The following is a 26,678-nucleotide window of genomic DNA, read 5'->3' as shown; positions in this document are numbered from 1 at the left end:
GGTCCACCCCGGGGGACGGCAGGATAATTTCTCGCCACGGCCCTTGAGCTGAAGAACCTCGCCTGGATACGGTGTCTTAACGCCAGGTTCTCCCGAGGAGGGGCAGTCGTGACGGAAATTCTTGCGTCGACAGCGGTCAAAACCGACATTCTGTCTGACGATCGTGTCGTGGAGCACCCGGCATGGGCCGCGCTCAAGACGGCGGTCGAGACGATCCGGCCGTGGCAGGCCGCCGACGGCTCGATCGACCTCACCGCCGGCGGAGCGCCGCCGGGCGAGGCGGTCCGGGCACAGGTCGAGGCGGTCATAACGGCCGTCGAGGAGCTCTCCCCGCTCCTGCCGCACGACGCCGCCTACCACGAGGCCCTGGTGGCCGACCTGCGCCGCTGGGCGGATTCGGGCTTCGGCGTGCCGGACTTCCTGGACGCGCTGCTGGCCTTCCAGCCGGCCGCCCGGCGCGCCGACGGGCTGCAGCACCTGGTGGTCTTCCCGATGTACACGCAGAACGGCAACCTGGACCGCAACCTGGAGGCCGTCGTCCTGCGCGTGGTGTGGCCGGAGTGGCTGGCCGAGCTGGAGCGCACCCGGTACGACAACCCGCTCTTCCTCGGCATCACGTTCGAGGACTTCACCTCGGGCTACGACACCAACTCCGCCGTGCTCTTCCCCGAGACGATCGCGGTGCGCGAGGCCCCCGAGCGCTTCACCTGGGGCGGGATCTTCTGCGACCGCGAGGCCGCCCGCTTCCGCCGGGTGACCGAGGCGGCAGTGGAGACCCTGCGCGTGGACCTGCCGGACGACGTCGCGGCGATGCTCGGCGACCAGAAGCGCTGCGAGGAGGCGTTCGTGCTGTGGGACATGGTCCACGACCGCACCCACAGCCACGGCGACCTGCCCTTCGACCCGTTCATGATCAAGCAGCGCCAGCCGTTCTGGATGTACGGCCTGGAGGAGCTGCGCTGCGACCTCACGGCGTTCAAGGAGGCCGTGAAGCTGGCGGACGAGGGCTACCCGCAGGCCCGTGACGTGCAGTTCGCGGTGCTCTTCGACCGGATGTTCCGCTTCCCGCTCACCGGTGAGCGCGTGCGCAACTACGACGGCCTGGGCGGTCAGCTGCTCTTCGCGTACCTGCACAAGCACGACGTCGTACGCTGGACGGACAACACCCTGCGCATCGACTGGGAGCGGGCTCCGCAGGTCACCAACCAGCTGTGCGGCGAGATCGAGAAGCTCTACCGGGACGGCATCGACCGCCCCAAGCTCGTGCACTGGTTCGCCGCCTACGAGCTCGTCTCCTCCTACCTGGCCCCCCACCCCGGCTCCGTGTGGGCCAAGGGCCCGGACGCCCTGGACCTCACCCAGCCGCCGCGCAAGCTCGTGGACGAGGTGCTCCCGGACGAGTTCCCGCTCAGCATGTTCTACGAGGCCCTTGCCAAGAAGCTGCGGTCCGTGATCGCCTCGACCAAGGGGATCACCGCGGCGGACGTGGAGCGGGTCGCGGCGTGAGCGAGCAGAACGTGAGCGAGCAGGAGAAGGAGGCGACGGGCATGAGCACTCCGTCGAACGGCAACGGCGGCCCCCTGGAGGGCGCCGTGGTGGCAGTGGCCGGAGCGGCCGGAGCGGCCGGACGGGCGGTCCTGCTGCGACTGGCCGAGGCCGGGGCCACCGTCGTGGCCTCCGACGCCGACGCGGCCCGCCTCGCCGAGGCCGTGGACGCCGCCCGGTACGCGCACGGAGGCGCGACCGTGACCGGCGAGACCGTGGACCTGCTCGACCTGGACGGCACCCGCGCCTGGGCGGACCGGACGGAGAAGGAGTTCGGGCGGATCGACGGCCTGATCCACCTCGTCGGCGGCTGGCGCGGCTCGGCGACCTTCGCCGAGACGGACCTGGCCGACTGGGAGCTGCTGGAGAAGCTGCTCATCCGCACCGTCCAGCACACCTCGCTGGCCTTCGAGGGCGCCCTGACCCGCAGCGGCCGCGGCCGGTACGTGCTGGTCAGCGCCGCGGGCGCGAGCAAGCCCACCGCCGGCAACGCCGCCTACGCGGCCTCCAAGGCCGCCGCCGAGGCCTGGACCCTGGCGCTCGCGGACTCCTTCCGCAAGGCGGGCGGCGAGGGCGAGCCGCCGGCCGCCGCCACCGTCATGGTGGTCAAGGCCCTGGTGCACGACGCCATGCGCGCCGAACGACCCAACGCGAAATTCGCGGGATTCACCGACGTCAAGGACCTGGCCCAGGCCATCGCCGGCGTCTGGGAGAAGCCCGCCCACGAAGTGAACGGAACCCGTCAGTGGCTGACCCCGCAACCGTGATCCCCCCGGCGACCGACGCGATACGCCGGCACGACCCGCAGCTGCGCGGTTTCGCCAGCGACAACTACGCCGGGGCCCACCCGGAGGTCCTCGCGGCCCTCGCCCTCGCCAACGGCGGCCACCAGGTCGCCTACGGCGAGGACGACTACACCGCCCACCTGCAGGAGGTCATGCGGGCCCACTTCGGGCCCACCGCCGAGGCCTTCCCGGTGTTCAACGGCACGGGCGCCAACGTCGTCGCCCTGCAGGCCGCCAGCGAGCGCTGGGGGGCGGTGATCTGCGCGCAGAGCGCGCACATCAACGTCGACGAGGGCGGCGCGCCCGAGCGCGTCGGCGGGCTGAAGCTGCTCGCCGTGCCCACCGAGCACGGCAAGCTGACGCCGGAGCTGATCGACCGCGAGGCGTGGGGCTGGGACGACGAGCACCGCGCCCAGCCGCAGATCGTCTCGATCACGCAGACCACCGAGCTGGGTACCTGCTACACGCCCGAGGAGATCCGCGAGATCTGCGACCACGCCCACGAGCGGGGCATGAAGGTCCACCTCGACGGTTCGCGGATCGCCAACGCGGCGGCCTCCCTGGGCGTGCCGCTGCGGGCCTTCACCACCGACGCCGGTGTGGACCTGCTCTCCTTCGGCGGAACGAAGAACGGCATGGTCTTCGGCGAGTGCGTCGTGGTTCTCGACCCGGACGCGGTGCGGGCGATGAAGCACCTGCGCAAGCTGTCGATGCAGCTCGCCTCCAAGATGCGCTTCGTCTCGGTGCAGTTCGAGGCGCTGCTGTCGGGCGACCTGTGGCTGCGCAGTGCCTCCCACGCCAACGCCATGGCCGCCCGCCTGGCCGAGGGCGTGCGCGGGATCGAGGGCGTGGAGGTGCTGCACCCGGTGCAGTCCAACGCGGTCTTCGCCCGCCTGCCGCACGACGTGAGCGAGCGGCTGCAGAAGCGCTACCGCTTCTACTTCTGGGACGAGGCGGCCGGCGACGTGCGCTGGATGTGCTCCTTCGACACCACCGAGGCCGACGTGGACGCCTTCACCGCGGCGGTCGCCGAGGAAATGGCCAAGCGGTAGGCGCGAGCGCCCTGCACCGTACGGGGTGCGGGGTACGTACGACGGCGTACGTACCCCGCACCCGTCGTCGTATCAGCGCCGCTCGGCCAGGGCGGCCTCGGCCGGCGTGGGGGCCGTGCCACCGAGGTGGGCGGGCACCCACCAGCTGTCGCCGGGGCCGTCGGCGCGCACCGGATAGGCGCGCTGGGCGGCCTCCAGCAGCTGCTGGACGCGGCCGCGCACCCGGTCGGTGACCTGCTCGGCGGACTCGCCCGCCGCGGCCTCGACCGGCTCGCCCACCCGGATGGTCACGGGGACGTGGTTGCGGCCCAGGTCGCGCTTGCGGCCCTTGGTCCACAGCCGCTGGGTGCCCCACAGGGCCATGGGCACCAGCGGCACCCCGGCCTCCTGGGCCAGCCGTGCCGCGCCCGTCTTGAAGTTCTTCAGCGTGAAGGACGTGGAGATCGTCGCCTCGGGGAAGACCCCGACGACCTCGCCGGAGCGCAGCGCGGACAGCGCGTGGCGGTAGGCGTCGGCGCCCGCGGCCCGGTCGACGGGTATGTGCTTCATGGCCCGCATGAGCGGCCCGGAGACCTTGTGCCGGAAGACCGACTCCTTGGCCATGAAGCGCACCAGGCGCCCCGCCGGCCGCGCGGCCAGCCCGCAGAAGACGAAGTCGAGGTAGCCGATGTGGTTGCTCACCAGCACGGCCCCGCCGCGCTGGGGGACGTGCTCGCTGCCCTGGATGTCGAACCGCAGGTCCAAGGCCTTGAACATGGTGCGTGCGAATCCGATCACCGGGGGGTAGACGAGCTCTGCCATATCGGGAAGATCCTTCCGGCCCGGGGAGGGTGCTCCCGGTTGAGATGCTGAAGTTACGCGGACGTAGGGTCTGGCTTTCGCCAGATCGTGCCCGAATGGGCACGCGCCGATCCAGCTGGGAGACCGGGCCGGGGTGGAGATCCTCGTCACGTCGGGAAATTTCCCGGTTACGGCGGGCGCTGACGCGAGGGCACGGACGCCGATGGATGCGGCGGACACGACGAAGGAGCACACGATGCAGCCGACGCGGCTGAGCGGGGCCGAACTCGGCGCGCGCCTGGGCGAGCGGGCGACGCTCGTGCAGTTCTCCAGTGCCTTCTGCCAGCCGTGCCGGGCCACCCGGCGGGTGCTCGCGGACGTGGCCGCCATGGTCGAGGGCGTGGTGCACGTCGAGATCGACGCGGAGTCCCGCCTGGAACTGGTGCGCGCGCTGGAGGTGACCGCCACCCCGACCACGCTCGTCCTGGACGCCGGCGGCCGCGTCGTGCGCCGGGCCGCCGGGCAGCCGCGCCGGGCCGACGTCGTCGCCGCGCTCGGCGCGGCGTTGTGACGGATGCGGCGTTTGACGCGGCGTCGTGATGCGCAGAGGTGACGCGGCGTGATCCACCTCCCACCCGTAGGCCCTCGCTTGACGACGCACGGCGTCGATCGTCACTGTGACGCCATGCCGCCCGGGCCCCTTCGGAAGGACACGACAACTCCATGACGGCCTCCCCCGCCGACCTCGGCAGCCCCGAGCTGCTGCGCTCGGTCTTCCGCCGGCACGCGGCCGGCGTCGCGGTGATCACCGCGCAGGGTGCCCGCCCGGCCGGCTTCACCGCGACCTCCCTGACCTCCGTCGCCGCCGAGCCGCCCCTGGTCTCCTTCGGGGTGGGCACCGGCTCCTCCAGCTGGCCGGTGCTGGCCGGGGCCGAGCACGTGGGCGTGCACATACTCGGCGAGCACCAGCAGCAGCTCGCCGCCACCTTCGCGCGCAGCGGCGCGGACCGTTTCGCCCCGCCCACCCGCTGGCGGCCGGGCCCGCACGGGGTGCCGGTGCTGGAGGACGTCCTGGCGTGGCTGGTGTGCCGGGTGGTGGCCCGGGTGCCCGCGGGTGACCACCGTGTGGTGCTGGCCGAGGTGGTGGCCGGGGATCCCACGGGCGACGGCCGGCCCCTGCTGTACCACCAGGGGCGTTTCAACGCCTTGCGCGACTGAAGCGTCCCCGTCCCACGCGTTGGGCAGATCACAGTGGACCGGCCTTGCGTTCGGTCACCACGCTCGATGTACTGACGAGTAACATTCTGGTCGGAGCGAGGACGCCGCCGACCGGGATCCCGCCCCACCAGGCGCCTATGCTGCCTGTCAAGGCAGCTTTGATAGAGACGATGCAGTAGGAGAGCCGGCGTGAGCTTGAGGATCGTTGTCTGTGTGAAGTACGTGCCCGACGCCACCGGCGACCGGCACTTCGCCGAAGACCTGACCGTCGACCGCGACGACGTGGACGGCCTGCTCTCGGAGCTCGACGAGTACGCGGTCGAGCAGGCGCTGCAGATCAAGGAGGCGGCCGACGGCGAGGCGGAGATCACCGTCCTGACCATCGGTCCCGAGGACGCGAACGACGCGCTGCGCAAGGCGCTGTCGATGGGCGCCGACAAGGCCGTCCACGTCGAGGACGACGACCTGCACGGCACCGACGCGCTCGGCACCTCCCTGGTGCTGGCCAAGGCCGTCGAGAAGACCGGCTTCGACCTGGTGATCAGCGGCATGGCCTCCACCGACGGCGGCATGGGCGTGCTGCCGGCGATGCTCGCCGAGCGCCTGGGCGTCCCGCAGGTCACCCTGCTCTCCGAGGTCGCCGTGGCCGACGGCAAGGTCACCGGCCGCCGCGACGGCGACGCCGCCAGCGAGCAGCTGGAGGCCGCCCTGCCGGCCGTCGTCTCCGTCACCGACCAGTCGGGCGAGGCGCGCTACCCCTCCTTCAAGGGCATCATGGCCGCCAAGAAGAAGCCGGTGGAGTCCCTGGACCTGTCCGACCTGGACATCGAGGCGGACGAGGTCGGTCTGGAGGGCGCCTGGACCGCGGTCGACGAGGCCGCGGAGCGTCCGGCCCGCACGGCCGGCACCATCGTCACGGACGAGGGCGAGGGCGGCAAGCAGCTCGCCGAGTTCCTCGCGGGCCAGAAGTTCATCTGAGCCGCGCCGTCCCCTTCCCGTCCTCGTTTCCCCGCAGGAGAGCAACGCCATGGCTGAAGTCCTCGTCTACGTCGACCACGTGGACGGCGCCGTCCGCAAGCCCACCCTGGAGCTGCTGACGCTCGCCCGCCGCATCGGCGAGCCCGTCGCCGTGCACCTGGGCGCCGGTGCCGACACCGCCGCCGCGACCCTCGCCGAGTACGGCGCGGTCAAGGTCCTCGCCGCCGACGCCCCCGAGTTCGCCGACTACCTCGTCGTGCCCAAGGTCGACGCCCTGCAGGCGGCCTACGAGGCCGTCTCCCCCGCCGCCGTGCTGATCCCCTCCTCCGCGGAGGGCAAGGAGATCGCCGGGCGCCTCGCGGTGCGCATCGGCTCGGGCATCATCACCGACGCCGTCGACCTGGAGGCCGGCGACGAGGGCCCGGTGGCCACGCAGTCGGTCTTCGCCGCCTCGTACACCACCAAGTCCCGCGTCACCAAGGGCACCCCGGTCATCACCGTCAAGCCCAACTCGGCCGCCCCCGAGGCCGCCCCGGCCGCCGGTACGGTCGAGCAGCTGGCCGTGACCTTCGGCGAGCTGGCCACCGGCACCAAGGTCGTCTCCCGCACCCCGCGCGAGTCGACCGGCCGCCCCGAGCTGACCGAGGCCGCGATCGTGGTCTCCGGCGGCCGCGGCGTCAACGGCGCCGAGAACTTCGGGATCATCGAGTCCCTCGCCGACTCCCTCGGCGCGGCCGTCGGCGCCTCCCGCGCCGCCGTCGACGCCGGCTGGTACCCGCACACCAACCAGGTCGGCCAGACCGGCAAGTCCGTCTCGCCGCAGCTGTACATCGCGGCGGGCATCTCCGGCGCCATCCAGCACCGGGCCGGCATGCAGACCTCGAAGACGATCGTGGCCATCAACAAGGACTCCGAGGCCCCGATCTTCGAGCTCGCCGACTACGGCGTCGTGGGCGACCTGTTCGAGGTCGTCCCGCAGCTGACGGAAGAGGTCAAGTCCCGCAAGGGCTGATCGCGCCTCCTCCCCAGGGCCCCCGCTCCGGCTTCCGCCGGGCGGGGGCCTTCGCGTGGCACAGTGTGCCCATGAGCAATCTCGATCTCCGCCCCGTCCCCACCCCGTGCGGCGGCCGCGGTGACGTACCGGGCGGCCCCGTACGGGAGTTGCTGCCCGCCAAGAACGTGCCGCTGGGCGAGAGCACCGTCGTGCGCCGGCTGCTGCCCAGCATGGGCAGGCGCATGGTCGGGGCATGGTGCTTCGTCGACCACTACGGGCCCGACGACATCGCGGACGAGCCCGGCATGCAGGTCCCGCCGCACCCGCACACCGGCCTGCAGACCGTCAGCTGGCTGCACGACGGCGAGATCCTGCACCGCGACAGCCTGGGCAGCGCGCAGACGCTGCGGCCGGGGCAGCTGGGGCTGATGACGTCGGGGCGCGGCATCGCCCACTCGGAGGAGTCGCCGCGCGAGCACGCCCCGCTGCTGCACGGTGCGCAGCTGTGGGTGGCGCTGCCCGAGGCGCACCGGCACACCGCGCCCGCCTGGGAGCACCACGCCGAGCTGCCGCGGGTCACGGGCGGCAAGGGCCTGGCCGCCACCGTGCTCATGGGGGAGCTGGCCGGCGTGGCCTCGCCCGCCACCGCGTACACGCCCCTCGTCGGCGCGGACGTCTCCCTCGCGGCCGGCACGTCGGCCCGGCTGCCGGTCGACCCCGACTTCGAGTACGCGGTGCTGACGATGTCCGGCGAGGTGGAGGCCGACGGTGTGCGGCTGGCCCCCGGATCGATGCTGTACCTGGGGTGCGGGCGCACGGAACTGCCGCTGCGGACCTCGGTGGACAGCGCGTTCATGCTGCTGGGCGGCGAGCCGTTCGAGGAGCGGATCGTGATGTGGTGGAACTTCGTGGGCCGCGGGCACGACGAGATCGTGCGGGCGCGCGAGGAGTGGATGTCCGGCCCCGCGCGCTTCGGCGAGGTGCACGGCTACGACGGCGCGCGCCTCGCCGCCCCCGCCCTGCCGCCCGTCCCGCTCAAGCCGCGCGGGCGCGTGCGCTGAAACCGCCCGGCCCCGGCGTGGGCGGGACCACTGCGCGCGGGCCGTTCGGCCACTAGGGTCGCAGCAGGCACCCATCACTTCGGTCCGGGGGGTACACACGCCCATGATGGTCCCGCTCGCGCTGCTGCTCCTGGCCGCCCTCGTCGCGGCCCTGGCCCCGCGCGTCCTGACCCGCGCCGACTGGCCCGCACGCGAACCGGTGCTGGCGCTGTGGGTGTGGCAATGCGCGGTGGCCGCCGTCCTGTTGTGCTGCGCGCTCGCCATGGCGCTCAGCGCGGCCGCCGCCTGGGAGGCGGTGCGCGGCCACGTCTTCGCCCTCGCACCGCACGGGGTGATGGAGGCCTACGCCCTGGGCGCGTACGGCTCCTGGGCCGCGCCCCTGGCCATCCTGCTGGCCACCGGCGCCCTGTGGACGGCGGCGATGCTCACCCGCGAGGTGCGCCGGGCCCGGCGCCGCCGGCGGCGCGCGGAGCTGCGGGTGCGCTCGCCGCGGCTGCCGGGCGAACGGCGCGGCGGCGAGCGCCTGGTGGTGCTGGAGAGCGACCGCCCGGACGCCTGGCTGCTGCGCGGCGGCGCCGCACCACGGCTGGTGATCACCACCGCGGCGCTGCGCCGGCTGGACGGCTCGCAGCTGGACGCCGTGCTCGCCCACGAACAGGGCCACGCCCGGGCCCGCCACGACTGGCTGCTGCACTGCTCGGCCGCGCTGGCGGACGGCTTCCCGCAGGTGCCGGTCTTCGCGGCCTTCCGCGACCAGGTGCACCACCTGGTCGAGCTCGCGGCGGACGACTGCGCCTCCCGCCGCACGGGCCGGCTGGCGACCGCCCTGGCCCTGGTCGAACTCAACGAGGACCGCGGCGTCTTCGGCCCCGGCGCCTCCGGCCTGTCCCAGCTGCCCGACCGCGTCGACCGCCTGCTGGCGCCCGCACCCCGGCTGACGGTGCCGCAGCGGCTGCGACTGACGGCGGTGGCGTCGCTGGTGCCGTTCGTCCCCGTGCTGGTGACCTTCGTCCCCGGCCTGAGCGCCCTCGGCGGCTAGGACCTGTCCGGCGGATCTTCGTCACGCGGCACCACGGCGCCCCGTAGGGGCGCGGGGAACTGCGCGATCAGCCACCGACGGCCCGCAGGCGACATGCCACCCCGGGCCCGGGAACGGCACTTCGTCTGCGGGCGCGTCGTGGCTTGTCGCGCAGTTCCCCGCGCCCCTACGGGGCGCCCTGGCTTGTCGCGCCCCCGCGGCGGTAGCCGCAGATCGGCACGGCCACGGCGCCCCCTACGGGGCGCCGTGGCACAGTACTGCCATGAGTCACCCCAAGGGCGTTCTCTTCGACTTCTCCGGCACCCTGCTGTGCATCGAATCGACCGCGTCGTGGCTGCGCGCCGCGCTGGAGCGGACCGGGACCGCCTTGCCGGCGGGCGAGTTCGACGGTCTCGTGCGCCGTCTGCGGGAGGCGGGCGCACAGCCGGGCGGACCGCTGCCGGCCGAGGTGCCCGGCGAGCTCGCCGCCGTGTGGGCGCGGCGCGACAGCAGCGCCGAGGAGCACCGGGCCGCCTACTTCGCGATGGCGAGCCGCGTGCCGATGCCGGTGCCCGGGCTGTACGAGGTGCTGTACGCGCGGCACATGGAGCCCGGCGCGTGGCGGCCGTACGCCGACGCCGCCGCGGTGCTCGGCGAGTTGCGCCGGCGCGGCGTGCGGACCGCCGTGGTCAGCAACGTGGGCTGGGACCTGCGCCCCGTCTTCCGCGAACACGGCCTGGACCCGCTGGTGGAGGTCTACGTGCTGTCGTACGAGCACGGCGTGCAGAAGCCCGACCCCCGGCTGTTCCACGCGGCCTGCGAGGCGCTGGGGCTGCCGCCGCAGGAGGTGCTCATGGTCGGTGACGACGCGGTCAACGACGGCGGGGCGGCCCGCATCGGCTGCGCGGTGCACCTGGTGGAGCACCTGCCGGTGGACCGGCGGCCCGACGCCCTGCTGCCGGTGCTCGAAGCGGTGGGCGGCTGACCGCTCCGCGGGCCGTCAGGGGCTGACCGCCGGGACGCGGGGCCCGCGGCTGCCGGTGGCCGTGCGCAGGGTCAGGGCGGCCAGCGCACGGGGGGCGCCCTGCTGGCCGCGGATGCCGGGGAAGGCGTTGATGTCGACGATCACCGGCTCTCCGCCGGCGTCCAGCAGGTCGACGCCGTAGACGTCCAGCGCGAAGACCTCGCCCACCCGGCGCACCGCCTCCAGCCACCCGGGCGGCAGGTCCGCCGGGGGGAAGGAGCGGGTGCGCGGGCCGGGTACGGGCGGGGCCAGTTCCGAGCGGCGCAGGGCGGCGAAGACCTCGTCCGCGACCACCCACAGTTTGTGGTCCCAGCCGTCGTTGGGGGTGAAGGGCTGGACGACGACGGGCTCCCCGGGCCACTGCCCGGCCAGCTCCCGCAGCCGCTCCGGCCCGTCGACGAGGGCGACCAGGTCGCCGCGGCGGCTGTGCCGGCTCTTGACGACCACCGGCCCGGTGGGCCCGCCGGCCGCGGCGAGCCCGGCCAGCGACGGCTCGGTGCGGGTGGTCACGAACGGCAGCCCGGCGCGCAGCGCGACCTCCGCCATGGCGGTGCGGTCCTGGCACAGCTCGGTGGCCGCGGCGGAGTTGATGACGGGGGCGCCGTGCGCCTCCAGGTGCCGGGCCAGCTCCAGGGCGCGCGGCGTGCGGGTCTTGAGCAGGTAGACGTCGGCGAGCGAGGCCGGCTCCGGCAGGCCCTCGTACGTGCCCGGGTCGAGCCACTCCACCTCGTGGCCGGGCGTCAGCAGGGCCGTCGTCTCGGCGAGCAGCGGGTGCGTGGGGTCGGGGGTGAGCAGGCCTATCCTCATGCGAGGCCGCCGGCCGCGTGCGTGAGGGGTGCGGCGTCCGTCCGTGCGGCGAGGCGCAGCACGGCCTGGGACACCTTGGCGACGGCGTCCGGCACCTGACGGAAGCTGGGGAAGTCGTTGACGTCCACGACCACGGGCCCGTCGGGGCCCAGCACGATGTCCACGCCGTACAGGTCGAGGCCGTACGCGGCGCCGGTCGCGGCGGCGATCGCTGCGACCTCGGCGCCGAGCGGCACGTTGCGCTCGTGGGCGGGCCGGTCGGGGTGCAGCGGGCTGCGGCGCTCGGTGGCGTGCAGTTCGCCGTCGACGCAGTAGACCTTGAGGTCGGTGCCGGAGTTGGGCACGTAGGGCTGGGCGATGAACAGGGATCCGGTGGCGGTGTGCGGCAGCCGGCCGGGGGACGTCACGAGCCGTACGGCGCGGCCCGAACTGCCGTCGGCCGGCTTGACGACCAGCGGGAACAGCGACTCGGGCAGCTCCGCGAACTGCCGGGCGTCCGCGGCGGCGAACGTCGGCGGCACCGGCAGCCCGTGGGCCTCCGCCACGACCGCGGCCCGCACCTTGTCGCGCACGGCGCGGATCGAACGGGCGTCGTTGACGGTCACCATGCCCACGGCCGCGGCGGCTTCGAGAAGGCTCAGCCCCGGACCGCCGGAGACCGTCTTGAGCACCCATGCGTCGTGCTGCCCGGTTCGTACCGCTTCGGAGAGCGGCACCAGGGAGCTGCCGGGGCGCAGCACGTCCACGTGGTGCCCCCAGGCGGTGAGTTGGCGGATGACGTCCACCGGCATGCCGTCGTGCCGGTACTGCTCCTCCACCAGGAAGCAGAGTCTCATGTGGTGCACCCTCGGTCCGGCGAACTGTGACGGCTCAGGATGCCACGTTCGGCCGGGGGCCGGACCCGGGGGTGCTGCGGCCGTGGGCTACTCGCCTCGGAACGCCTGCAGGAGGCGCTGGGCCGCCACGCTCGCCGGCAGGGTGCCGGCGCGGACCGACTCCTCCAGGTGCGGCGCCAGCGCCCGTACCCCTTCGTGCTGCCGCAGCTCCGTCAGGAGCTGGTCGCGCACCATGCTCCAGACCCACTCCACCTGCTGGCTCTGGCGGCGCGCGTCCAGCGCGCCCGTGGCGTCCAGGACCCGGCGGTGCTGTTCGATGCGCTCCCACAGCACGTCCAGGCCCGCGCCCTCGCGGCCGCTGCAGGTGAGGACGGGCGGGTTCCAGGCGGCGTCCGGGCCGTGCAGGAGCCGCAGGGCGCCCGCCAGTTCGCGCGCCGCGGCCTTCGCGTCGCGTTCGTGGGGGCCGTCGGCCTTGTTGACGGCGATGACGTCGGCCAGTTCCAGGACGCCCTTCTTGATGCCCTGGAGCTGGTCGCCGGTGCGGGCGAGGGTGAGCAGCAGGAAGGTGTCGACCATGCCGGCGACGGCCGTCTCGGACTGGCCCACGCCCACCGTTTCGACGAGCACCACGTCGTAGCCGGCGGCCTCCATGACCACCATGGCCTCGCGCGTGGCGCGGGCGACGCCGCCGAGCGTGCCGGCGGTCGGCGAGGGGCGGACGAAGGCGGCGGGGTCGACGGCCAGGCGCTCCATGCGGGTCTTGTCGCCGAGGATGCTGCCGCCGGTGCGCCCGGAGGAGGGGTCGACGGCGAGCACGGCGACGCGGTGGCCGAGGCCGGTGAGCATGGTGCCGAAGGCGTCGATGAAGGTGGACTTGCCGACGCCGGGCACGCCGGTGACGCCGATGCGGCGGGCGCGTCCGGCGTGCGGCAGGAGTTCGGTGAGCATGCGCTGGGCGTGCTCGCGGTGGTCGCCGCGGCTGGACTCGACGAGGGTGATGGCGCGCGCGACGGCGGCTCGGCTGCCGTCGAGAACGCCCTTGACGTAGACGTCGGTGTCTATCGCGCGGGCCATGCGATCACAGCTCGTGGCCGAGGACCCCGGCGAGGGTCTTCAGCAGGTCGTGGGCGGCGTCGGGGATGACCGTGCCGGGCGGGAAGACCGCGGCGGCGCCCATCTCGCGCAGGGTCGGCACGTCCTGGGGCGGGATGACGCCGCCCACCACGATCATGATGTCCTCGCGGCCCTGTTCCGCCAGCTCCTCCCGCAGGGCGGGGACGAGCGTGAGGTGGCCGGCGGCCAGCGAGGAGACGCCGACGATGTGCACGTCGGCCTCCACCGCCTGCCGGGCGACCTCGGCGGGGGTCTGGAAGAGGGGGCCGACGTCGACGTCGAAGCCGAGGTCGGCGAAGGCGCTGGCGATGACCTTCTGGCCGCGGTCGTGGCCGTCCTGGCCCATCTTGGCGACCAGGATGCGCGGCCGGCGGCCCTCCTCCTGCTCGAACGCCTCGACCAGGGTGCGGGTGCGTTCGACGGCGGCCGACTGTCCTGCCTCTTCGCGGTACACACCGGAGATCGTACGGATCTGGCCGGCGTGGCGTCCGTAGACCTTCTCCAGGGCGTCGGAGATCTCGCCGACGGTGGCCTTGGCGCGGGCGGCGTCGACGGCGAGGGCGAGCAGGTTGCCGTCCAGGCCGGGGCCGGGCGTGGCCGCGGCGGCATTGGTCAGGGCGCGCAGGGCGTCCTGGCAGGCGGCCTCGTCGCGTTCGGCGCGCAGCCGGCGCAGCTTGTCGATCTGCTGGGCGCGGACGGAGGAGTTGTCGACCTTGAGGACCTCGATCTGCTCGTCGGCCTCGACCCGGTACTTGTTGACGCCGATGACCGGCTGCCGGCCGGAGTCGATGCGGGCCTGGGTACGGGCCGCGGCCTCCTCGACGCGCATCTTGGGGATGCCGGCGTCGATGGCCCGGGCCATGCCGCCGGCGGCCTCGACCTCCTGGATGTGCTGCCAGGCGCGGCGGGCGAGGTCGTGGGTGAGGCGTTCGACGTAGGCGCTGCCGCCCCAGGGGTCGATGACCCGGCAGGTGCCGGATTCCTGCTGCAGCAGCAGCTGGGTGTTGCGGGCGATGCGGGCGGAGAAGTCGGTGGGCAGGGCCAGGGCCTCGTCGAGGGCGTTGGTGTGCAGGGACTGGGTGTGGCCCTGGGTGGCGGCCATGGCCTCGACGCAGGTGCGGGCGACGTTGTTGAAGACGTCCTGGGCGGTCAGCGACCAGCCGGAGGTCTGCGAATGGGTGCGCAGCGACAGCGACTTGGTGTTCTTCGGCTCGAACTGCGCGACGAGCTTGGCCCACAGCAGCCGGGCGGCCCGCAGTTTGGCGATCTCCATGAAGAAGTTCATGCCGATCGCCCAGAAGAAGGACAGGCGGGGGGCGAAGGCGTCGACGTCGAGGCCGGCGTCGCGGCCGGCGCGCAGGTACTCCACGCCGTCGGCGAGGGTGTAGGCGAGCTCCAGGTCGGCCGTGGCACCGGCTTCCTGGATGTGGTAGCCGGAGATGGAGATGGAGTTGTAGCGCGGCATCTTCTGCGAGGTGTACGCGAAGATGTCGGAGATGATCCGCATCGAGGGCCGGGGCGGATAGATGTAGGTGTTGCGGACCATGAACTCCTTGAGGATGTCGTTCTGGATGGTCCCGGCCAGCTTCTCGGGCGGTACGCCCTGTTCCTCGGCGGCGACGATGTACAGCGCGAGGACGGGCAGCACGGCGCCGTTCATCGTCATGGAGACGGTCATGCGGTCCAGCGGGATGCCGTCGAACAGCTGCCGCATGTCGTAGAGGGAGTCGATGGCGACGCCGGCCATGCCCACGTCGCCGGTCACGCGCGGGTGGTCGCTGTCGTAGCCGCGGTGGGTGGGCAGGTCGAAGGCGACGGACAGGCCCTTCTGGCCGGCCGCGAGGTTGCGGCGGTAGAAGGCGTTGGACTCCTCGGCCGTGGAGAAGCCGGCGTACTGCCGGATGGTCCAGGGCTGGTTGACGTACATCGTCGGGTAGGGGCCGCGCAGGTAGGGCGCGATGCCCGGGTAGGTGCCGAGGAAGTCCAGGCCGGCGAGGTCCTCGGCGCCGTAGAGCGGCTTGACGCCGATGCCCTCGGGGGTCTCCCACACCAGGTCCTCGGCCCGGTGGCCGGTGCTCTCCTTCAGGGCCGAGCGCCAGGCGGCGGCGTCGGCCGGGCCGTCGCCGGGGGTGCCCAGGTCGATGCGGGAGAAGTCCGGAATGCGCATCACGCCACTCCCAGGTGGTCCAGGACGGAGGAGAGGACGGCGACGGCGTCGCCGCCGGCGAAGACGAACGCGTCGACGCCGGCCAGTTCGAAGGATTCCCGCTGTGCGCCGGAGGCCTTCCCCGCGAGGTGCACGCGGGTGGCGCCGGCCGCCTTGAGGGCGGCGGCGACGGCGGGCGCCTGCTCGGCGTAGAGGGCGTCGCTGGAGCACAGGCAGGCGACCGTGGTGCCGCTGTCCGCCAGGGCGCCGGCGGCGGTGCCGGCGTCGACGGCGGCCTGGACGGGTTCGATGCCGCCGGCCTGGAAGAGGTTGGCGGCGAAGGTGGCGCGCCCGGTGTGCGCGGCGGCGGGGCCGAGGGTGGCGAGCAGGACGCGCGGGCGGGCGCCGGTGGCGGCGAGGTGGGCGTCGGAGCGGGCCCGCAGGGCCTCGTACGCCTCGTCGCGGCGCACCCGGGGCAGGCCCCCCGCGGGGGCGGCGGGGGCGGGCTCGCGGTGGACGGGCTGCTCGGCGAGGTGGGGGAACTCGCTGACGCCGGTGACCGGTTCGCGGCGGGTGGCCAGGCGCTGCGAGCGCTCGGCCCAGGTGGCGGCGAGGCGTTCGCCGACCATCCCGGAGCGCAGCGCGGCGGCCTGGCCGCCGGCGCGTTCGAGTTCCTGGAAGAAGGCCCAGGCGGCGTGGGCGAGTTCGTCGGTGAGCCGCTCGACGTACCAGGAGCCGCCGGCCGGGTCGGCGACGCGGGCGAGGTGGGACTCCTCCAGCAGGATCGACGAGGTGTTGCGGGCGATGCGGCGGGCGAAGGCGTCGGGCAGGCCGAGGGCCTGGTCGAAGGGCAGGACGGTGACCGCCTCCGCGCCGCCGACGCCCGCGGCCAGGCAGGCGACGGTGGTGCGCAGCATGTTCACCCACGGGTCGCGGCGGGTCATCATCACCGGGGAGGTCACGGCGTGCTGGCGCTGGGCGCCGGCGGCGGGTGCGGCGCCGCTGACCTCGGCGACGCGGGCCCACAGGCGGCGTGCGGCGCGCAGTTTGGCGATGGTCACGAACTGGTCGGCGGTGGCCGCGTAGCGGAACTCCAGCTGGGCCAGGGCCTGCTCGACGCCGAGGCCGGCGTCGGTGAGGGCGCGCAGGTAGGCGACGCCGGTGGCCAGGGAGCAGCCCAGTTCCTGGGCGGGGGACGCGCCGGCCTCGTGGTAGGGCAGTGCGTCGACGGTCAGGGCGCGCACGCCGGGGCGGGTCGCAAGGCAGCGCTCGGCGAGGGCGGCGGCGGCCGCGAGGGGGCCGGTGGGGTCGGCGTCGGTGCCGGTGCGGGCCAGGGTGCCCAGCGGGTCGGCGCCGAGGTTGCCGCGCGGGGCCCCGGGGGCCAGGGCGCGCTCGTCGTACAGGCGCAGCAGCTGCCCGGCCGCGGCCTCGAACTCGGCTCCGGCGTCGAGGACGACGGGGGCGAGGTCGAGGTAGACGCCGTCGAGGGCGGTGGGCAGGGCCTCGACGGGCAGGTGCGCCCCGCCGGTGGTCAGCCACAGGCTGGTGACGCCGTTCTCCAGGTCGGCGAGGACGGCCTCGTTGGTGCGGCGCGGGTCGGGGTCGCGGTGGTGCTGGCGTACGTCCCAGCCGGTGGTGGTGCCCTCGGGCCGGGCGCCGCGCACGAAGGGCGGGAAGCCGGGCCAGCCGGTGCCGGCGGCCGCGGCGCGGCCGTCGTCCGCGGTGTAGAGGGGGCGCGTGACCAGCCCGTCCTCGAGGGCGGTGGCCAGGGCGTCCTCGGCAGCCGCGCCCTGCGCCGTGCCGCCCGCCTTGGCGAGGACCCCTTGGACGAGGCGCTGCCACTGTTCGCGGGTCGCGGGCGGGAATTCGGCGGCCAGGACGAAGCCGTCATCAGGCAGGACCGTCATGGGGGGAACGTTAGGGGAGCGGGCCCGTCCGGCAGCAGGGGCAACGGCTGTGACCTTGGCCTCTTCCGGGGCGTGGTCGCGTGGTCGCCGTTCGCTTCAGCCGTTCTTCAGTCATCCGCCTCAATCGGCGGGCCGGTCCTCCTCCCGGTATCCGTCGGTCACGACGAACTCGCACCAGACGGATTTTCCGGAACCGCGCGGTTCGACGCCCCAGGTGTCGGCGAGGCGGTCGACGAGCATCAGGCCGCGGCCGGAGACGCCGGATTCGCCCGGTTCCCGGCGGCGGGGCAGGGCGCTGGAGCGGTCCTCGACCTCGACGCGCAGGCGGCGTACGGGCCCGGTGAGCATACGGATCGTCACGACCGCCGCCCCGTCGGTGTGCAGCAGGGCGTTGGTGACCAACTCGTCGGCGGCCAGCTCGATTTCGTCGGCGCGTTCGCGGGCGCCCCAGGCCCGCACGGCGGCGCGGATCATGTGCCGGCCGGCGGAGAGGGCCTCGGGGTCGGCGGGGGCGATGTGCTGCTGCAGGCGGCCGCCGCCGCGGGTGGCCGGGCCGTGCCGGCGCAGCAGCAACAGGGCCATGTCGTCCTCGCCGAGCCGCTCGCCCACGTCCTCGCACAGCAGGTCGGCGAGCCCGTCCAGGTCGTAGGGGCCCTTGCGGACGAGGTCGGTCAGGTGCTGCATGCCCTCGTCGAGGTCGGCGCCGGGCTGTTCGACCAGGCCGTCGGTGAACAGCAGCAGCGTCTCGCCCGGGTCCAGTTCCATGGTGGTGACCGGGTAGTCGGGGCGGCCGAACTCGGCGGAGAGCCCGAGCGGCAGGCCGCCGGAGACCGGCAGCCGGCGGCAGGTGCCGTCGGTGTGGCGCAGCACCGGGTCCATGTGGCCGGCGCGGACGAGGTGGACGACCCCGGTGGCCAGGTCGGCCTCGGCGTAGGTGCAGGTGGCGAAGCGGTCGGTCTCCAGTTCGTGGAGGAAGACGGAGGCGCGGGCCATGACGGTGGCGGGGGCGTGGCCCTCGGTGGCGTAGGCGCGCAGCACGATGCGCAGCTGGCCCATGACGGCGGCGGCGTGGGTGTCGTGGCCCTGGACGTCGCCGATGACGGCGCCGACCCGGCCGCCGGGCAGCGGGATGGCGTCGTACCAGTCGCCGCCGATGTCGCGGCCCATGCGGGCCGAGCGGTAGCGGGCGGCGATCTGGGCGCCGGGGACGTCGGGCAGCCGGCGGGGCAGCATGGACTGCTGCAGGCCCTCGGCGAGGTCGTGTTCCTGGTCGAAGAGCATGGCGCGGGCTATGGCCTGGGCCAGGCTGCTGCCGAGGGCGATGAAGAGGTTGCGCTCCTGGCGGGTGAAGCCGCGGGACTCCCGGTAGAGCAGGCCGAGGGCGCCGATGGCCCGGCCCTGGGCGATCAGCGGGAGGTAGGCGGCCGAGGCGATGCCGATGTCCCTGATGCGCTCGTACAGCCAGGGGTAGCAGGTGGCGAACTCCTCGGGGGACTCGATGAAGCGCGGGGCGAGGGTGCGGATCACCTCGCTCATGGGGAAGTTGTCGTCGATGCGGGTGTAGCGGGTGCCGGGGATGAAGTGCTCGGAGGGCCCCTCGGCGACGAGGTGGATGCGGCCGGAGTCGACCAGGCCGAGGACGAGCAGGTCGGAGCCGAGGTATTCGACGGCGCGCGGGTCCTTGAAGAAGTCGATCACGTCCTGGACGGTGCGGGCGTGGGCGAGGGCGGCGGTGGTGGTCTCGACGACGGTGGTCTGGTGACGCCGGTCGTCGTCCACGTCGCGCGGGGCGCCGTGGCCCAGCTCCTCGGTGGCGTCGCGCACGATGCCGACGATGCGGCCGGGCCGGCCGGTCTCGTCGCGCCGGATGCGGCCCTGGGCGTACGTCCAGCGCAGGCCGCCGCCGGGCAGCCGGACCCGGTAGTAGACGCCGTAGATCTCGCTGCCGTCCTTCAGGGCGCGGGCGACCTCGCCGTCCACCCGCATGGCGTCGGTGCGCGGCAGCCGGCCGATCAGCTCGTCGATGTGGCCGTGGAAGGTCTCCGGCGGCACGCCGAGCACCTCGCGCGCCTGCTCGTCCAGGTGGATGCGGCCGCTGCCGAGGTCCCAGTCGAAGCTGCCCATCCGGTTGAGGGCGAGGGCCGTCTCCGGGCGGGCGGGCCAGTCCTCCGGCGGCGGCACGGCGGCAGGCGTCGTCGCTCCCCGATCAACCATATGAGCAACTTTGCCACCTTTTATCGGTTTCTTCGATGCGACGGCGATCGGCCGGGCGGCCCGGTGGTACGGATACCGGCATGGAGTGGTTCACGGCCGGCGGGTACGGGCTGAGCCGGCTGGTGCTGCAGCGCGGCCTCGCGGCCCTCTACCTGGTCGCCTTCCTCGCCGCGGCCCTGCAGTTCCGGGCGCTGATCGGCGCACGGGGGATGCTGCCGGTCCCCCGCTACCTGGCGTACGTCCCCTGGCGCCGGGCGCCCAGTGTCTTCCACGTGCACTACTCCGACCGCTTCTTCGCCGCCTGGTCCTGGAGCGGGACGCTGCTGTCCGCGGCGGTCCTCGCGGGCGCCGCGGACGCGGTGCCGCTGTGGGCGGCGATGGCGATGTGGGCACTGCTGTGGGCCATGTACCTGTCGATCGTCAACGTGGGCCAGACCTGGTACAGCTTCGGCTGGGAGTCGCTGCTGCTGGAGGCCGGCTTCCTCGCCGTCTTCCTCGGCAACGCGCGCACCGGCGCCCCGGTGCTGGTGCTGTGGCTGATGCGCTGGCTGGTCTTCCGCGTCGAATTCGGCGCGGGCCTGATCAAACTGCGCGGCGATCCCTGCTGGCGGGACCTGACCTGCCTGTACTACCACCACGAGACCCAGCCCATGCCCGGCCCGCTCAGCTGGTTCTTCCACCACCTGCCCAAGCCGCTGCACCGGGTGGAGACGGCCGCCAACCACGTGGCACAGCTCGTCGTGCCCTTCGGCCTCTTCACCCCCCAGCCGTACGCGAGCGTGGCGGCGGGGCTGATCATCGTCACCCAGCTGTGGCTGGTGGCCTCGGGCAACTTCGCCTGGCTGAACTGGGTGACCATCGTCCTGGCCTTCTCCGCGGTCGACGGCTCGGCCATGGCCCAGCTGTTCTCCCTGCCGCAGCCGGCCCCGGCCGGCGGCGCACCCCTGTGGTACGAGGCCCTGGTGCTCGCCGCGACCGCCCTGGTGGCCGTCCTGAGCTGGTGGCCGGCGCGCAACCTGCTCTCGCGGCAGCAGCGCATGAACATGTCGTTCAACGCCTTCCACCTGGTCAACACCTACGGCGCCTTCGGCAGCATCAACCGCAGCCGCTACGAGGTGGTGGTCGAGGGCACGGACGAGCCGGTGCCGACCGCCACGACCGTCTGGCGGGAGTACGGCTTCAAGGGCAAGCCCGGCGCGGTGGGGCGGCTGCCGCGCCAGTACGCCCCGTACCACCTGCGACTCGACTGGCTCATGTGGTTCGCCGGGATCTCACCGGGGTACGCGCGGGAGTGGTTCGGTCCCTTCGTCGAACGGCTGCTGACGGGCGACCCGGCGACCCTGCGCCTCCTGCGGCACAACCCGTTCCCCGGCGACCCGCCGACCCACGTACGGGCCCGGCTGTACCGGTACCGCTTCACGACCTGGCGCGAGCTGCGGGAGACGGGTGCCTGGTGGCACCGCACGCTGCAGGGAGAATTCCTTCCGCCCACGCGGCTGAGCCGGCCTTGAGCGCCCCGTAGGGGCGCGGGACAGTGTCGATCTGCGGCTGCCGCCGCGTGGGCGCGACCGGTCACCGACGGCCTGCAGTTCGTCTGCGGGTGCGTCGTGGCTTGTCGCGCAGTTCCCCGCGCCCCTACGGGGCGCCGTGTCAGCGGGGTGCCGGGTCCGCGGGGGTCAGGCCCGCCACCGCCAGCTCGGCGGAGGTGATCGGCGGCCCGGCCGGAGGCGCACCCGTCGGGCCGCGCAGCACTCGCAGCGCCACCGCGGGCGCGAAGACCGCCGGCAGGGGCCGGGAGAGGGTCATCACGTCGATCAGCGCCCGCGTCACCACGGCGTCCACGGTGGCCGTGCGCATCATCCGCTGCACGTATCCGCGCAGCAGCCGGGCCGCGGCCGGCGGTCGTTCGCCGATCGCGCCGGGGTAGTGCACGTCCTCCCCCACCGCCATGGACCAGGCCGCCTCGGCCGTACGGGCGATCGCCTGCTGCGCCCGGCGCGCGAGCCGCGGATCGGTCAGGCCGCCGTCCGGCAGGAGCCCGCGCAGGGCCACCGCGCCCAGGGCCGCCACCGACATGCCGTGCCCGTAGACCGGGTTGAACGCGGCCAGGGCGTCACCGGTGACGACGAAGCCGCCCGGCCAGGCGTCCAGCCGCTCGAAGTGGCGGCGCCGGTTGACGGTGGAGCGCGTCAGGCGGACGTCGGTCAGCGGCTCGGAGGCGGCGACGAGGTCGGCGATGATCGGGTGGCGCAGGGTGCGGGCGAAGGGCTCGAACTCCTCGTTCACCGCCGTCGGCTCGCCGCCGCGGGTGCCGGAGAGCGTCACCAGCCAGCGGCCGCCCTCGATGGGGTGCAGCGTCGCGGCCCGGCCCGGCCGGGACGTGCCCGGCTCCGGGGCGACGCTGACAATGGGGAAGTCCTCCGAGCCCGGCGGGGCCCGGAAGATCCGGGTGGCATAGACCAGCCCGGAGTCCACCGTGACCTCCCGCACCGCCGGCAGCCCGAGCCGCGTCAGCCACCGCGGCGCCTGCGAGGCCCGGCCGGTGGCGTCGACGACGAACGCGGCCGCCAGGGACCGCTCCTCGCCCGAGGCGGCGTCCCGCAGCCGTACGCCGGTGACCTGCCGGGCGTCGCCGGTGAGCCCGAGCACCCCGGTCCGCTCGACGAACCGCACGCCGGGCAGCGTCCGCACCCGTTCGCGGACGACCAGGTCCAGCAGGTCACGACTGCAGGCGATCACGTACTGCAGTTCGCCCGTCCGGGGGATCCAGCCCTGCGCGGACAGCGACACCAGCGCCGTCGGCAGCGGCATCCGCCGGCCGCCCGCCGCCAGCCACCCGGCCGTCACGCCCGGCAGCAGCGACTCCATCGCCCGGGCGCCGCCCGACATCAGCAGATGGGCATGGCGGGCCTGCGGCAGGCCCTTGCGCGGCCGGACCTCCTCCGGCAGCGCGTCCCGCTCGACGACCACCACCTCCCCGGCGTGCCCCGCCAGCGCGGCGGCGGCCAGCATGCCCGCCAGGCTGCCGCCGAGGACCACTGCCCGGCGCTCCCCCGCATGACCGGGCCCGCGCTGAGCCTCGCTCATCCCGCTCTCCTCTCGCTGACGGCAACGGCAGGAGTGACCTGCCCATCCCGGGCACCGGGCGAACACGTGCGTCCGTCCGCCCGGTGGCGCACGGTGGTGGGGTGGAGGTGGTGCGATGGACCCCGTGGAGGCGCTGGAGCGCATCGCGTTCCTGCTGGAGCGCAGCCAGGCGCCCACGTACCGCGTCAAGGCCTTCCGCACGGCCGCAGGCACGCTCGCGGCCCTGCCGCAGGGGGAACTGCGCCGCCGCGCGGACGCGGGGACGCTGACGGATCTCAAGGGCGTCGGACCCAAGACGGCGACCGCTGCGGTCGAGGCGCTGCGCGGCGAGGTGCCGGGCTACCTGGCCCGGCTGGAGGAGGAGGCCGGCGGCCCGCTCGCCGAGGGCGGCCAGGCGCTGCGGGCGGCTCTGCGCGGCGACTGCCACCTGCACTCCGACTGGTCCGACGGGGGCAGCCCGATCGAGGAGATGGCCCGTACCGCCAAGGCGCTCGGCCACGAATGGGCCGTCCTGACCGACCACTCGCCCCGGCTCACCGTGGCCCGCGGCCTGTCCGCCGACCGGCTGCGCGAGCAACTGCAGGTGGTGGCGGAGGTCAACGAGCGCCTCGGTGACGGCTTCCGGCTGCTGACCGGCATCGAATGCGACATTCTCGACGACGGCTCCCTCGACCAGGAACAGGAGCTGCTCGAACAGCTGGACGTGGTGGTCGCCTCCGTCCACTCCAAGTTGCGGATGGACGCCGAGAGCATGACCCGTCGCCTGGTCGCCGCCGTCGCCAGCCCGCTGGTGGACGTCCTCGGCCACTGCACCGGCCGGCTGCACGGCGGCCGGGGACGGCCGGAGTCGCAGTTCGACGCGGACCTGGTCTTCGCCGCCTGCGCCCGCTTCGGCACCGCCGTCGAGATCAACTCCCGGCCCGAACGACTGGACCCGCCCCGGCGGCTGCTGCGCCGGGCCCTCGACGCCGGCGTGCTGTTCTCCATCGACAGCGACGCCCACGCCCCCGGCCAGCTCGACTGGCAGATCCACGGCTGCGCGCGGGCCGAGGAGTGCGGGATCCCCGCCGACCGGATCATCACCACCTGGCCGATGGACCGCCTGCTGGACTGGACCGGCTCGACGTGACCTCGAGCCCCCGCGAACTCCCCCGGATCCGGCCCATGCTCGCCACCCCCGGGCCGCTTCCCCCGCCCGGCGAGGACGCCGCCTGGGGCTTCGAGGTCAAGTGGGACGGCATCCGCTGCATCGCCGAAGTGCCCGGCGACGGCACGCTGCGCCTGATCACCCGGGCCGGCAACGACGCCACCCGCACCTACCCCGAACTCCAGGGCCTGGGCGAGCAGCTGACCGGTCGCAGTTGCGTCCTCGACGGCGAGGTGGTGGTCCTGGACGAGGCCGGCCGCCCCGACTTCGGGCTGCTCCAGCGGCGCATGGGCGTGCTCAACCCGCGGCGCGCGGCGGAGCTCGCCCTGCGCCACCCCGTGCACTTCATGATCTTCGACGTCCTGCACCTCGACGGCGCCTCACTGCTGGCCCTGGGCTACCGCGAGCGACGGACCGCCCTGACCGGGCTCGGCCTCGCCGGACCCGCCTGGTCGGCGCCGGCCCACCTGGAGGGCCACGGACAGCGGGCCTGGGAGGCCACGCTCGGCAGCGGCTTCGAGGGCGTCCTGGCCAAGCGGCTGTCGTCGCCCTACACGCCGGGGCTGCGCTCACCCGACTGGCGCAAGACCAAGCACCTCGTCACCCTGGACGCGGTCATCGGCGGCTGGACGGAGGGCCGGGGCGCCCTCACGGGCCTGCCGGGGGCGGTGCTGACGGGACAGTGGGAGGCGGAGGGGCTGCGCTACACGGGGGCGGTGGGCTCGGGGCTCTCCGAGTACGAACGCCGCGACCTGGCCCGCTACCTGGCGGTGCTGGCGCGCCCGACGTCGCCCTTCACCGGGCCGGTGGACGTGCGCGGTGCGCACTTCGTCGAACCGCGGCTGGTGGCGGAGGTGACGTTCACGGGGTGGACGGCGACGGGGCTGCTGCGGCAGCCGACGTGGCACCGGTTGCGACCGGACCTGACGGATCTGGCCCCGTGACCGACCGTTCGCCGGCGCCTACGGGAGCGGTGCGCGCTCCTCGTCCGCGGCGAGGCCCGCCAGCAGGTCCCCGTCCGCCGTGAAGCGGTCGAGCACCTCCTCCGGCGTGAACGCCAGGTCCGCGGGGTCCTCGCAGGCCGCCACCTCCTGCCACGTCACCGGCGCCGCCACCCCCGGCCGTCCCGGCAGCACCCGCACCGTGTACGGCGCGGCCGTCGTCTTCGCGGAGGCGTTCTGCGACCAGTCGACGAGGACCTTGCCCCGCCGTTCGGCCCGCACCATGGACACCACGATCAGCCCCGGGTGCTCCTTCATCATGCGCGTGGCCAGCGCCTTGGCGTAGTGGCCGGCGGCCCGGCCGGGGGCCGCTTCGATGGGGGCGTACAGGTGCAGCCCCTTGGCGCCGGAGACGACCGGGTGGGCGGTGAGTCCGTCGTCGGCGAGGAGCTGGCGCAGCCGCTGGGCGACGCGGCAGCACACGACCAGGTCCACCCCGGGGCCGGGGTCGAGGTCGAGGACGAGGCGGTCGTGGGCGTCCGGCCCGGCCGCGGCGCGCCACTGCGGCACGTGCACCTCGTACGCGCCGAGGTTGACCATGGCGATCAGGGCGGCGGTGCTGTCGACCATCACCTGTTCGGTGGTGCCCTCGCGGTGCCGGACGGGGGCCCGGGGCACCCAGGCGGGCGAGCCGTTCGGCGGGTTCTTGGCGACCCAGCTCTGTCCGCCGGGGCCCTCGGGGGCGCGGACGAAGGAGGCCGCGCGCCCCTCGGTGTGGGGCAGCAGCGCGGGGGCGATCCCGGCGTAGTAGCGGAGCACCTGCGCCTTGGTGTGCCCCGACTCGGGGAAGAGCAGCCGGTCGAGGTGGGAGAGCGACAGCCGGTGCCCCTCGACCTCCACCACCTGCCGCTCCTGCCTGTCCGGGGAAGCGGGCATAAGGTAGGAATTCCCCGCGAAGGGTGGAAACTATGCGGACGATGTGGAAGGGCGCCATCGGGTTCGGCCTGGTCTCCGTTCCCGTACGGCTCTATGCCGCCATCCAGGAGCACGGGGTCCGGCTGCACATGGTCCACGACGCCGACGGCGGCCGGATCCACATGAAGCGCGTGTGCGACTCCTGCGGCAAGGAAGTCGACTACGAGCACGTCGCCAAGGGCTTCGAGGACGACGAGGGCCACACGGCCGTGATCACCCAGGACGAGCTGACGAAGCTGCCCGTGCCCAGCAAGAAGCTCATCGACGTGCTGGCCTTCGTCGACGCCGACCGGATCGACCCGGTGCACCTGGCCGGCTCCTACTACCTCGCCCCCGACAGCCCGGCCGCCCACAAGCCGTACGTCCTGCTGCGGGAGACGCTGAAGCAGACGGAGCGGGTGGCCGTCACCAAGATCGCGCTGCGCACCCGGGAGTCGCTGGCGGTGCTGCGGGTCCACGAGGACGTGATGACGCTGCACACCATGTACTGGCCCGACGAGGTGCGCGAGACCCAGGGCCTGGCCCCGCCGGACTCGGTCACCGTGCGGCCGCAGGAACTGAAGATGGCCACGAGCCTGATGGACACCCTTTCGGAGGACTTCGACCTCTCGGGCCTGGAGGACGAGTACGAGGTGGCGCTGCGCGAGCTGATCGACGCGCACCTGGACCACCGGCCGGTACCGAAGAAGAAGGTCACGGCAGCCCCCGACAACGTCATCGACCTCATGGCCGCGCTGCAGGCGTCCATCGACACGGCGGGCAGGAAGGAGGGGAAGGAGGAGGGGGCCAAAAAGCCAACGAAAAAGACCGCTGCGAAAACAAGCGATCGAAGTCGGTCCCGCGCGACCGCGGAATCGAGCAAGGGAACGAAAAAGACCGCGGCCAAGAAGACCACGGCCTCATCCACCACCGCACGGAAAACGGCGGCGAGCGGCAGGGCGAAGGCCGCCGGATCCGCCACTGCCAAATCCGCGACCGCCAAATCCACCCCAGCGAAATCCAGCACGGCGAGGAAAGCGGGCCGGCGCGCCTCGTGACGTCACCGGCCCG

At 73.7% G+C, this 26,678-nt stretch carries 23 protein-coding genes; 14 read left to right on the top strand and 9 right to left on the bottom strand.

Going from position 1 to position 26,678, the window contains the following annotated elements; genetic code table 11:
• The first annotated feature begins 108 nt into the window (after window positions 1-108).
• Genes ABD361_RS04450 through ABD361_RS04440 form a run of 3 tightly spaced genes read left to right on the top strand, consistent with a single transcriptional unit; the run spans window position 109 to window position 3,382 of the window.
• The gene (locus ABD361_RS04450) at window positions 109-1,506 is read left to right on the top strand and encodes a DUF6421 family protein (protein ID WP_344433347.1); all 1,398 of its coding nucleotides are present in this window, start codon (window positions 109-111) and stop codon (window positions 1,504-1,506) included.
• A 41-nt stretch (window positions 1,507-1,547) separates the two neighbouring features.
• Window positions 1,548-2,312 (top strand): SDR family oxidoreductase, encoded by a 765-nt coding sequence (locus ABD361_RS04445; RefSeq protein WP_344433667.1) that lies wholly within the window; start codon window positions 1,548-1,550, stop codon window positions 2,310-2,312.
• Window positions 2,291-3,382, top strand: coding sequence for a threonine aldolase family protein (locus ABD361_RS04440; RefSeq protein ID WP_344433346.1), 1,092 nt, complete (start codon window positions 2,291-2,293; stop codon window positions 3,380-3,382). Before ABD361_RS04445 ends, ABD361_RS04440 begins: the two co-directional genes overlap by 22 nt.
• A gap of 72 nt (window positions 3,383-3,454) precedes the next feature.
• Here ABD361_RS04440 and ABD361_RS04435 read toward each other — a convergent pair whose 3' ends face one another.
• Window positions 3,455-4,183: a lysophospholipid acyltransferase family protein gene (locus ABD361_RS04435; protein ID WP_344433345.1), complete on the bottom strand. Its 729-nt coding sequence runs from the start codon at window positions 4,181-4,183 to the stop codon at window positions 3,455-3,457.
• A 235-nt stretch (window positions 4,184-4,418) separates the two neighbouring features.
• On the opposite strand from ABD361_RS04435, the gene ABD361_RS04430 reads away from it, so the two are divergent.
• The 7 genes from ABD361_RS04430 to ABD361_RS04400 all read left to right on the top strand — a co-directional run bounded on the left by ABD361_RS04430 (window position 4,419) and on the right by ABD361_RS04400 (window position 10,416).
• The gene (locus tag ABD361_RS04430) at window positions 4,419-4,733 is read left to right on the top strand and encodes a TlpA family protein disulfide reductase (RefSeq protein WP_344433344.1); all 315 of its coding nucleotides are present in this window, start codon (window positions 4,419-4,421) and stop codon (window positions 4,731-4,733) included.
• A gap of 152 nt (window positions 4,734-4,885) precedes the next feature.
• Complete coding sequence (locus ABD361_RS04425; protein WP_344433343.1) at window positions 4,886-5,380, top strand: flavin reductase family protein; 495 nt, start codon at window positions 4,886-4,888, stop codon at window positions 5,378-5,380.
• Between the two features lie 189 nt (window positions 5,381-5,569).
• A complete protein-coding gene (locus ABD361_RS04420) occupies window positions 5,570-6,358 on the top strand; it encodes an electron transfer flavoprotein subunit beta/FixA family protein (protein ID WP_344433342.1) in 789 nt (262 codons plus the stop codon).
• Between the two features lie 49 nt (window positions 6,359-6,407).
• Window positions 6,408-7,370, top strand: coding sequence for an electron transfer flavoprotein subunit alpha/FixB family protein (locus tag ABD361_RS04415; protein ID WP_344433341.1), 963 nt, complete (start codon window positions 6,408-6,410; stop codon window positions 7,368-7,370).
• Between the two features lie 71 nt (window positions 7,371-7,441).
• Window positions 7,442-8,413 carry a pirin family protein gene (locus ABD361_RS04410; RefSeq protein ID WP_344433340.1) on the top strand — a complete coding sequence of 324 codons (972 nt, stop codon included), beginning with the start codon at window positions 7,442-7,444 and terminating at the stop codon, window positions 8,411-8,413.
• A 103-nt stretch (window positions 8,414-8,516) separates the two neighbouring features.
• Window positions 8,517-9,452 (top strand): M56 family metallopeptidase, encoded by a 936-nt coding sequence (locus ABD361_RS04405; protein ID WP_344433339.1) that lies wholly within the window; start codon window positions 8,517-8,519, stop codon window positions 9,450-9,452.
• Window positions 9,453-9,714: 262 nt separating this feature from the next.
• Window positions 9,715-10,416: an HAD family hydrolase gene (locus tag ABD361_RS04400; protein WP_344433338.1), complete on the top strand. Its 702-nt coding sequence runs from the start codon at window positions 9,715-9,717 to the stop codon at window positions 10,414-10,416.
• 15 nt (window positions 10,417-10,431) lie between these two features.
• Here ABD361_RS04400 and ABD361_RS04395 read toward each other — a convergent pair whose 3' ends face one another.
• The 6 genes from ABD361_RS04395 to ABD361_RS04370 all read right to left on the bottom strand — a co-directional run bounded on the left by ABD361_RS04395 (window position 10,432) and on the right by ABD361_RS04370 (window position 19,478).
• On the bottom strand, window positions 10,432-11,262 hold the full coding sequence (locus ABD361_RS04395; RefSeq protein ID WP_344433337.1) for an ATP-grasp domain-containing protein: 831 nt from the start codon (window positions 11,260-11,262) through the stop codon (window positions 10,432-10,434).
• Complete coding sequence (locus ABD361_RS04390; protein WP_344433336.1) at window positions 11,259-12,098, bottom strand: ATP-grasp domain-containing protein; 840 nt, start codon at window positions 12,096-12,098, stop codon at window positions 11,259-11,261. Before ABD361_RS04390 ends, ABD361_RS04395 begins: the two co-directional genes overlap by 4 nt.
• Before the next feature lie 87 nt (window positions 12,099-12,185).
• Window positions 12,186-13,172, bottom strand: coding sequence for a methylmalonyl Co-A mutase-associated GTPase MeaB (gene meaB / locus ABD361_RS04385; RefSeq protein ID WP_344433335.1), 987 nt, complete (start codon window positions 13,170-13,172; stop codon window positions 12,186-12,188).
• Window positions 13,173-13,176: 4 nt separating this feature from the next.
• A complete protein-coding gene (gene scpA, locus ABD361_RS04380; RefSeq protein ID WP_344433334.1) occupies window positions 13,177-15,378 on the bottom strand; it encodes a methylmalonyl-CoA mutase in 2,202 nt (733 codons plus the stop codon).
• A complete protein-coding gene (locus ABD361_RS04375) occupies window positions 15,378-17,264 on the bottom strand; it encodes a methylmalonyl-CoA mutase family protein (RefSeq protein WP_344433333.1) in 1,887 nt (628 codons plus the stop codon). Before ABD361_RS04375 ends, scpA begins: the two co-directional genes overlap by 1 nt.
• Window positions 17,265-17,384: 120 nt before the next feature.
• Window positions 17,385-19,478 carry a SpoIIE family protein phosphatase gene (locus tag ABD361_RS04370; RefSeq protein WP_344433331.1) on the bottom strand — a complete coding sequence of 698 codons (2,094 nt, stop codon included), beginning with the start codon at window positions 19,476-19,478 and terminating at the stop codon, window positions 17,385-17,387.
• A gap of 80 nt (window positions 19,479-19,558) precedes the next feature.
• On the opposite strand from ABD361_RS04370, the gene ABD361_RS04365 reads away from it, so the two are divergent.
• Window positions 19,559-20,989 carry a lipase maturation factor family protein gene (locus ABD361_RS04365; RefSeq protein ID WP_344433330.1) on the top strand — a complete coding sequence of 477 codons (1,431 nt, stop codon included), beginning with the start codon at window positions 19,559-19,561 and terminating at the stop codon, window positions 20,987-20,989.
• 139 nt (window positions 20,990-21,128) lie between these two features.
• On the opposite strand, the gene ABD361_RS04360 is transcribed toward ABD361_RS04365, so the two are convergent.
• Complete coding sequence (locus tag ABD361_RS04360; protein ID WP_344433329.1) at window positions 21,129-22,565, bottom strand: FAD-dependent monooxygenase; 1,437 nt, start codon at window positions 22,563-22,565, stop codon at window positions 21,129-21,131.
• Between the two features lie 115 nt (window positions 22,566-22,680).
• On the opposite strand from ABD361_RS04360, the gene ABD361_RS04355 reads away from it, so the two are divergent.
• A complete protein-coding gene (locus tag ABD361_RS04355; protein WP_344433328.1) occupies window positions 22,681-23,694 on the top strand; it encodes a PHP domain-containing protein in 1,014 nt (337 codons plus the stop codon).
• A gap of 35 nt (window positions 23,695-23,729) precedes the next feature.
• A complete protein-coding gene (gene ligD / locus ABD361_RS04350; protein ID WP_344433666.1) occupies window positions 23,730-24,656 on the top strand; it encodes a non-homologous end-joining DNA ligase in 927 nt (308 codons plus the stop codon).
• 18 nt (window positions 24,657-24,674) lie between these two features.
• Here ligD (ABD361_RS04350) and ligD (ABD361_RS04345) read toward each other — a convergent pair whose 3' ends face one another.
• Window positions 24,675-25,589: a non-homologous end-joining DNA ligase gene (gene ligD, locus ABD361_RS04345; RefSeq protein ID WP_344433327.1), complete on the bottom strand. Its 915-nt coding sequence runs from the start codon at window positions 25,587-25,589 to the stop codon at window positions 24,675-24,677.
• A 32-nt stretch (window positions 25,590-25,621) separates the two neighbouring features.
• Here ligD (ABD361_RS04345) and ku point away from each other — a divergent pair, with 32 nt between their 5' ends.
• Window positions 25,622-26,665 carry a non-homologous end joining protein Ku gene (gene ku / locus ABD361_RS04340; RefSeq protein ID WP_344433326.1) on the top strand — a complete coding sequence of 348 codons (1,044 nt, stop codon included), beginning with the start codon at window positions 25,622-25,624 and terminating at the stop codon, window positions 26,663-26,665.
• Window positions 26,666-26,678 lie beyond the last annotated feature (13 nt).

This window comes from Streptomyces luteosporeus (genome assembly GCF_039532865.1).
GTDB classification, from domain to species: Bacteria; Actinomycetota; Actinomycetes; order Streptomycetales; family Streptomycetaceae; genus Streptomyces; species Streptomyces luteosporeus.
The sequence above is the reverse complement of the archived record's forward strand: the minus strand, read 5'-3'. Positions and strand labels throughout refer to the sequence as shown.

Coding starts and splice junctions, on each gene's coding strand:
- ABD361_RS04445 (WP_344433667.1), top strand. CDS start 1,548: ATGAGCACTCCGTCGAACGGCAACGGCGGCCCCCTGGAGGGCGCCGTG.
- ABD361_RS04435 (WP_344433345.1), bottom strand. CDS start 4,183: ATGGCAGAGCTCGTCTACCCCCCGGTGATCGGATTCGCACGCACCATG.
- ABD361_RS04430 (WP_344433344.1), top strand. CDS start 4,419: ATGCAGCCGACGCGGCTGAGCGGGGCCGAACTCGGCGCGCGCCTGGGC.
- ABD361_RS04425 (WP_344433343.1), top strand. CDS start 4,886: ATGACGGCCTCCCCCGCCGACCTCGGCAGCCCCGAGCTGCTGCGCTCG.
- ABD361_RS04415 (WP_344433341.1), top strand. CDS start 6,408: ATGGCTGAAGTCCTCGTCTACGTCGACCACGTGGACGGCGCCGTCCGC.
- ABD361_RS04410 (WP_344433340.1), top strand. CDS start 7,442: ATGAGCAATCTCGATCTCCGCCCCGTCCCCACCCCGTGCGGCGGCCGC.
- ABD361_RS04405 (WP_344433339.1), top strand. CDS start 8,517: ATGATGGTCCCGCTCGCGCTGCTGCTCCTGGCCGCCCTCGTCGCGGCC.
- ABD361_RS04400 (WP_344433338.1), top strand. CDS start 9,715: ATGAGTCACCCCAAGGGCGTTCTCTTCGACTTCTCCGGCACCCTGCTG.
- ABD361_RS04395 (WP_344433337.1), bottom strand. CDS start 11,262: ATGAGGATAGGCCTGCTCACCCCCGACCCCACGCACCCGCTGCTCGCC.
- ABD361_RS04390 (WP_344433336.1), bottom strand. CDS start 12,098: ATGAGACTCTGCTTCCTGGTGGAGGAGCAGTACCGGCACGACGGCATG.
- meaB (WP_344433335.1), bottom strand. CDS start 13,172: ATGGCCCGCGCGATAGACACCGACGTCTACGTCAAGGGCGTTCTCGAC.
- scpA (WP_344433334.1), bottom strand. CDS start 15,378: ATGCGCATTCCGGACTTCTCCCGCATCGACCTGGGCACCCCCGGCGAC.
- ABD361_RS04375 (WP_344433333.1), bottom strand. CDS start 17,264: ATGACGGTCCTGCCTGATGACGGCTTCGTCCTGGCCGCCGAATTCCCG.
- ABD361_RS04370 (WP_344433331.1), bottom strand. CDS start 19,478: ATGGTTGATCGGGGAGCGACGACGCCTGCCGCCGTGCCGCCGCCGGAG.
- ABD361_RS04365 (WP_344433330.1), top strand. CDS start 19,559: ATGGAGTGGTTCACGGCCGGCGGGTACGGGCTGAGCCGGCTGGTGCTG.
- ABD361_RS04360 (WP_344433329.1), bottom strand. CDS start 22,565: ATGAGCGAGGCTCAGCGCGGGCCCGGTCATGCGGGGGAGCGCCGGGCA.
- ABD361_RS04355 (WP_344433328.1), top strand. CDS start 22,681: ATGGACCCCGTGGAGGCGCTGGAGCGCATCGCGTTCCTGCTGGAGCGC.
- ligD (WP_344433666.1), top strand. CDS start 23,730: ATGCTCGCCACCCCCGGGCCGCTTCCCCCGCCCGGCGAGGACGCCGCC.
- ligD (WP_344433327.1), bottom strand. CDS start 25,589: ATGCCCGCTTCCCCGGACAGGCAGGAGCGGCAGGTGGTGGAGGTCGAG.
- ku (WP_344433326.1), top strand. CDS start 25,622: ATGCGGACGATGTGGAAGGGCGCCATCGGGTTCGGCCTGGTCTCCGTT.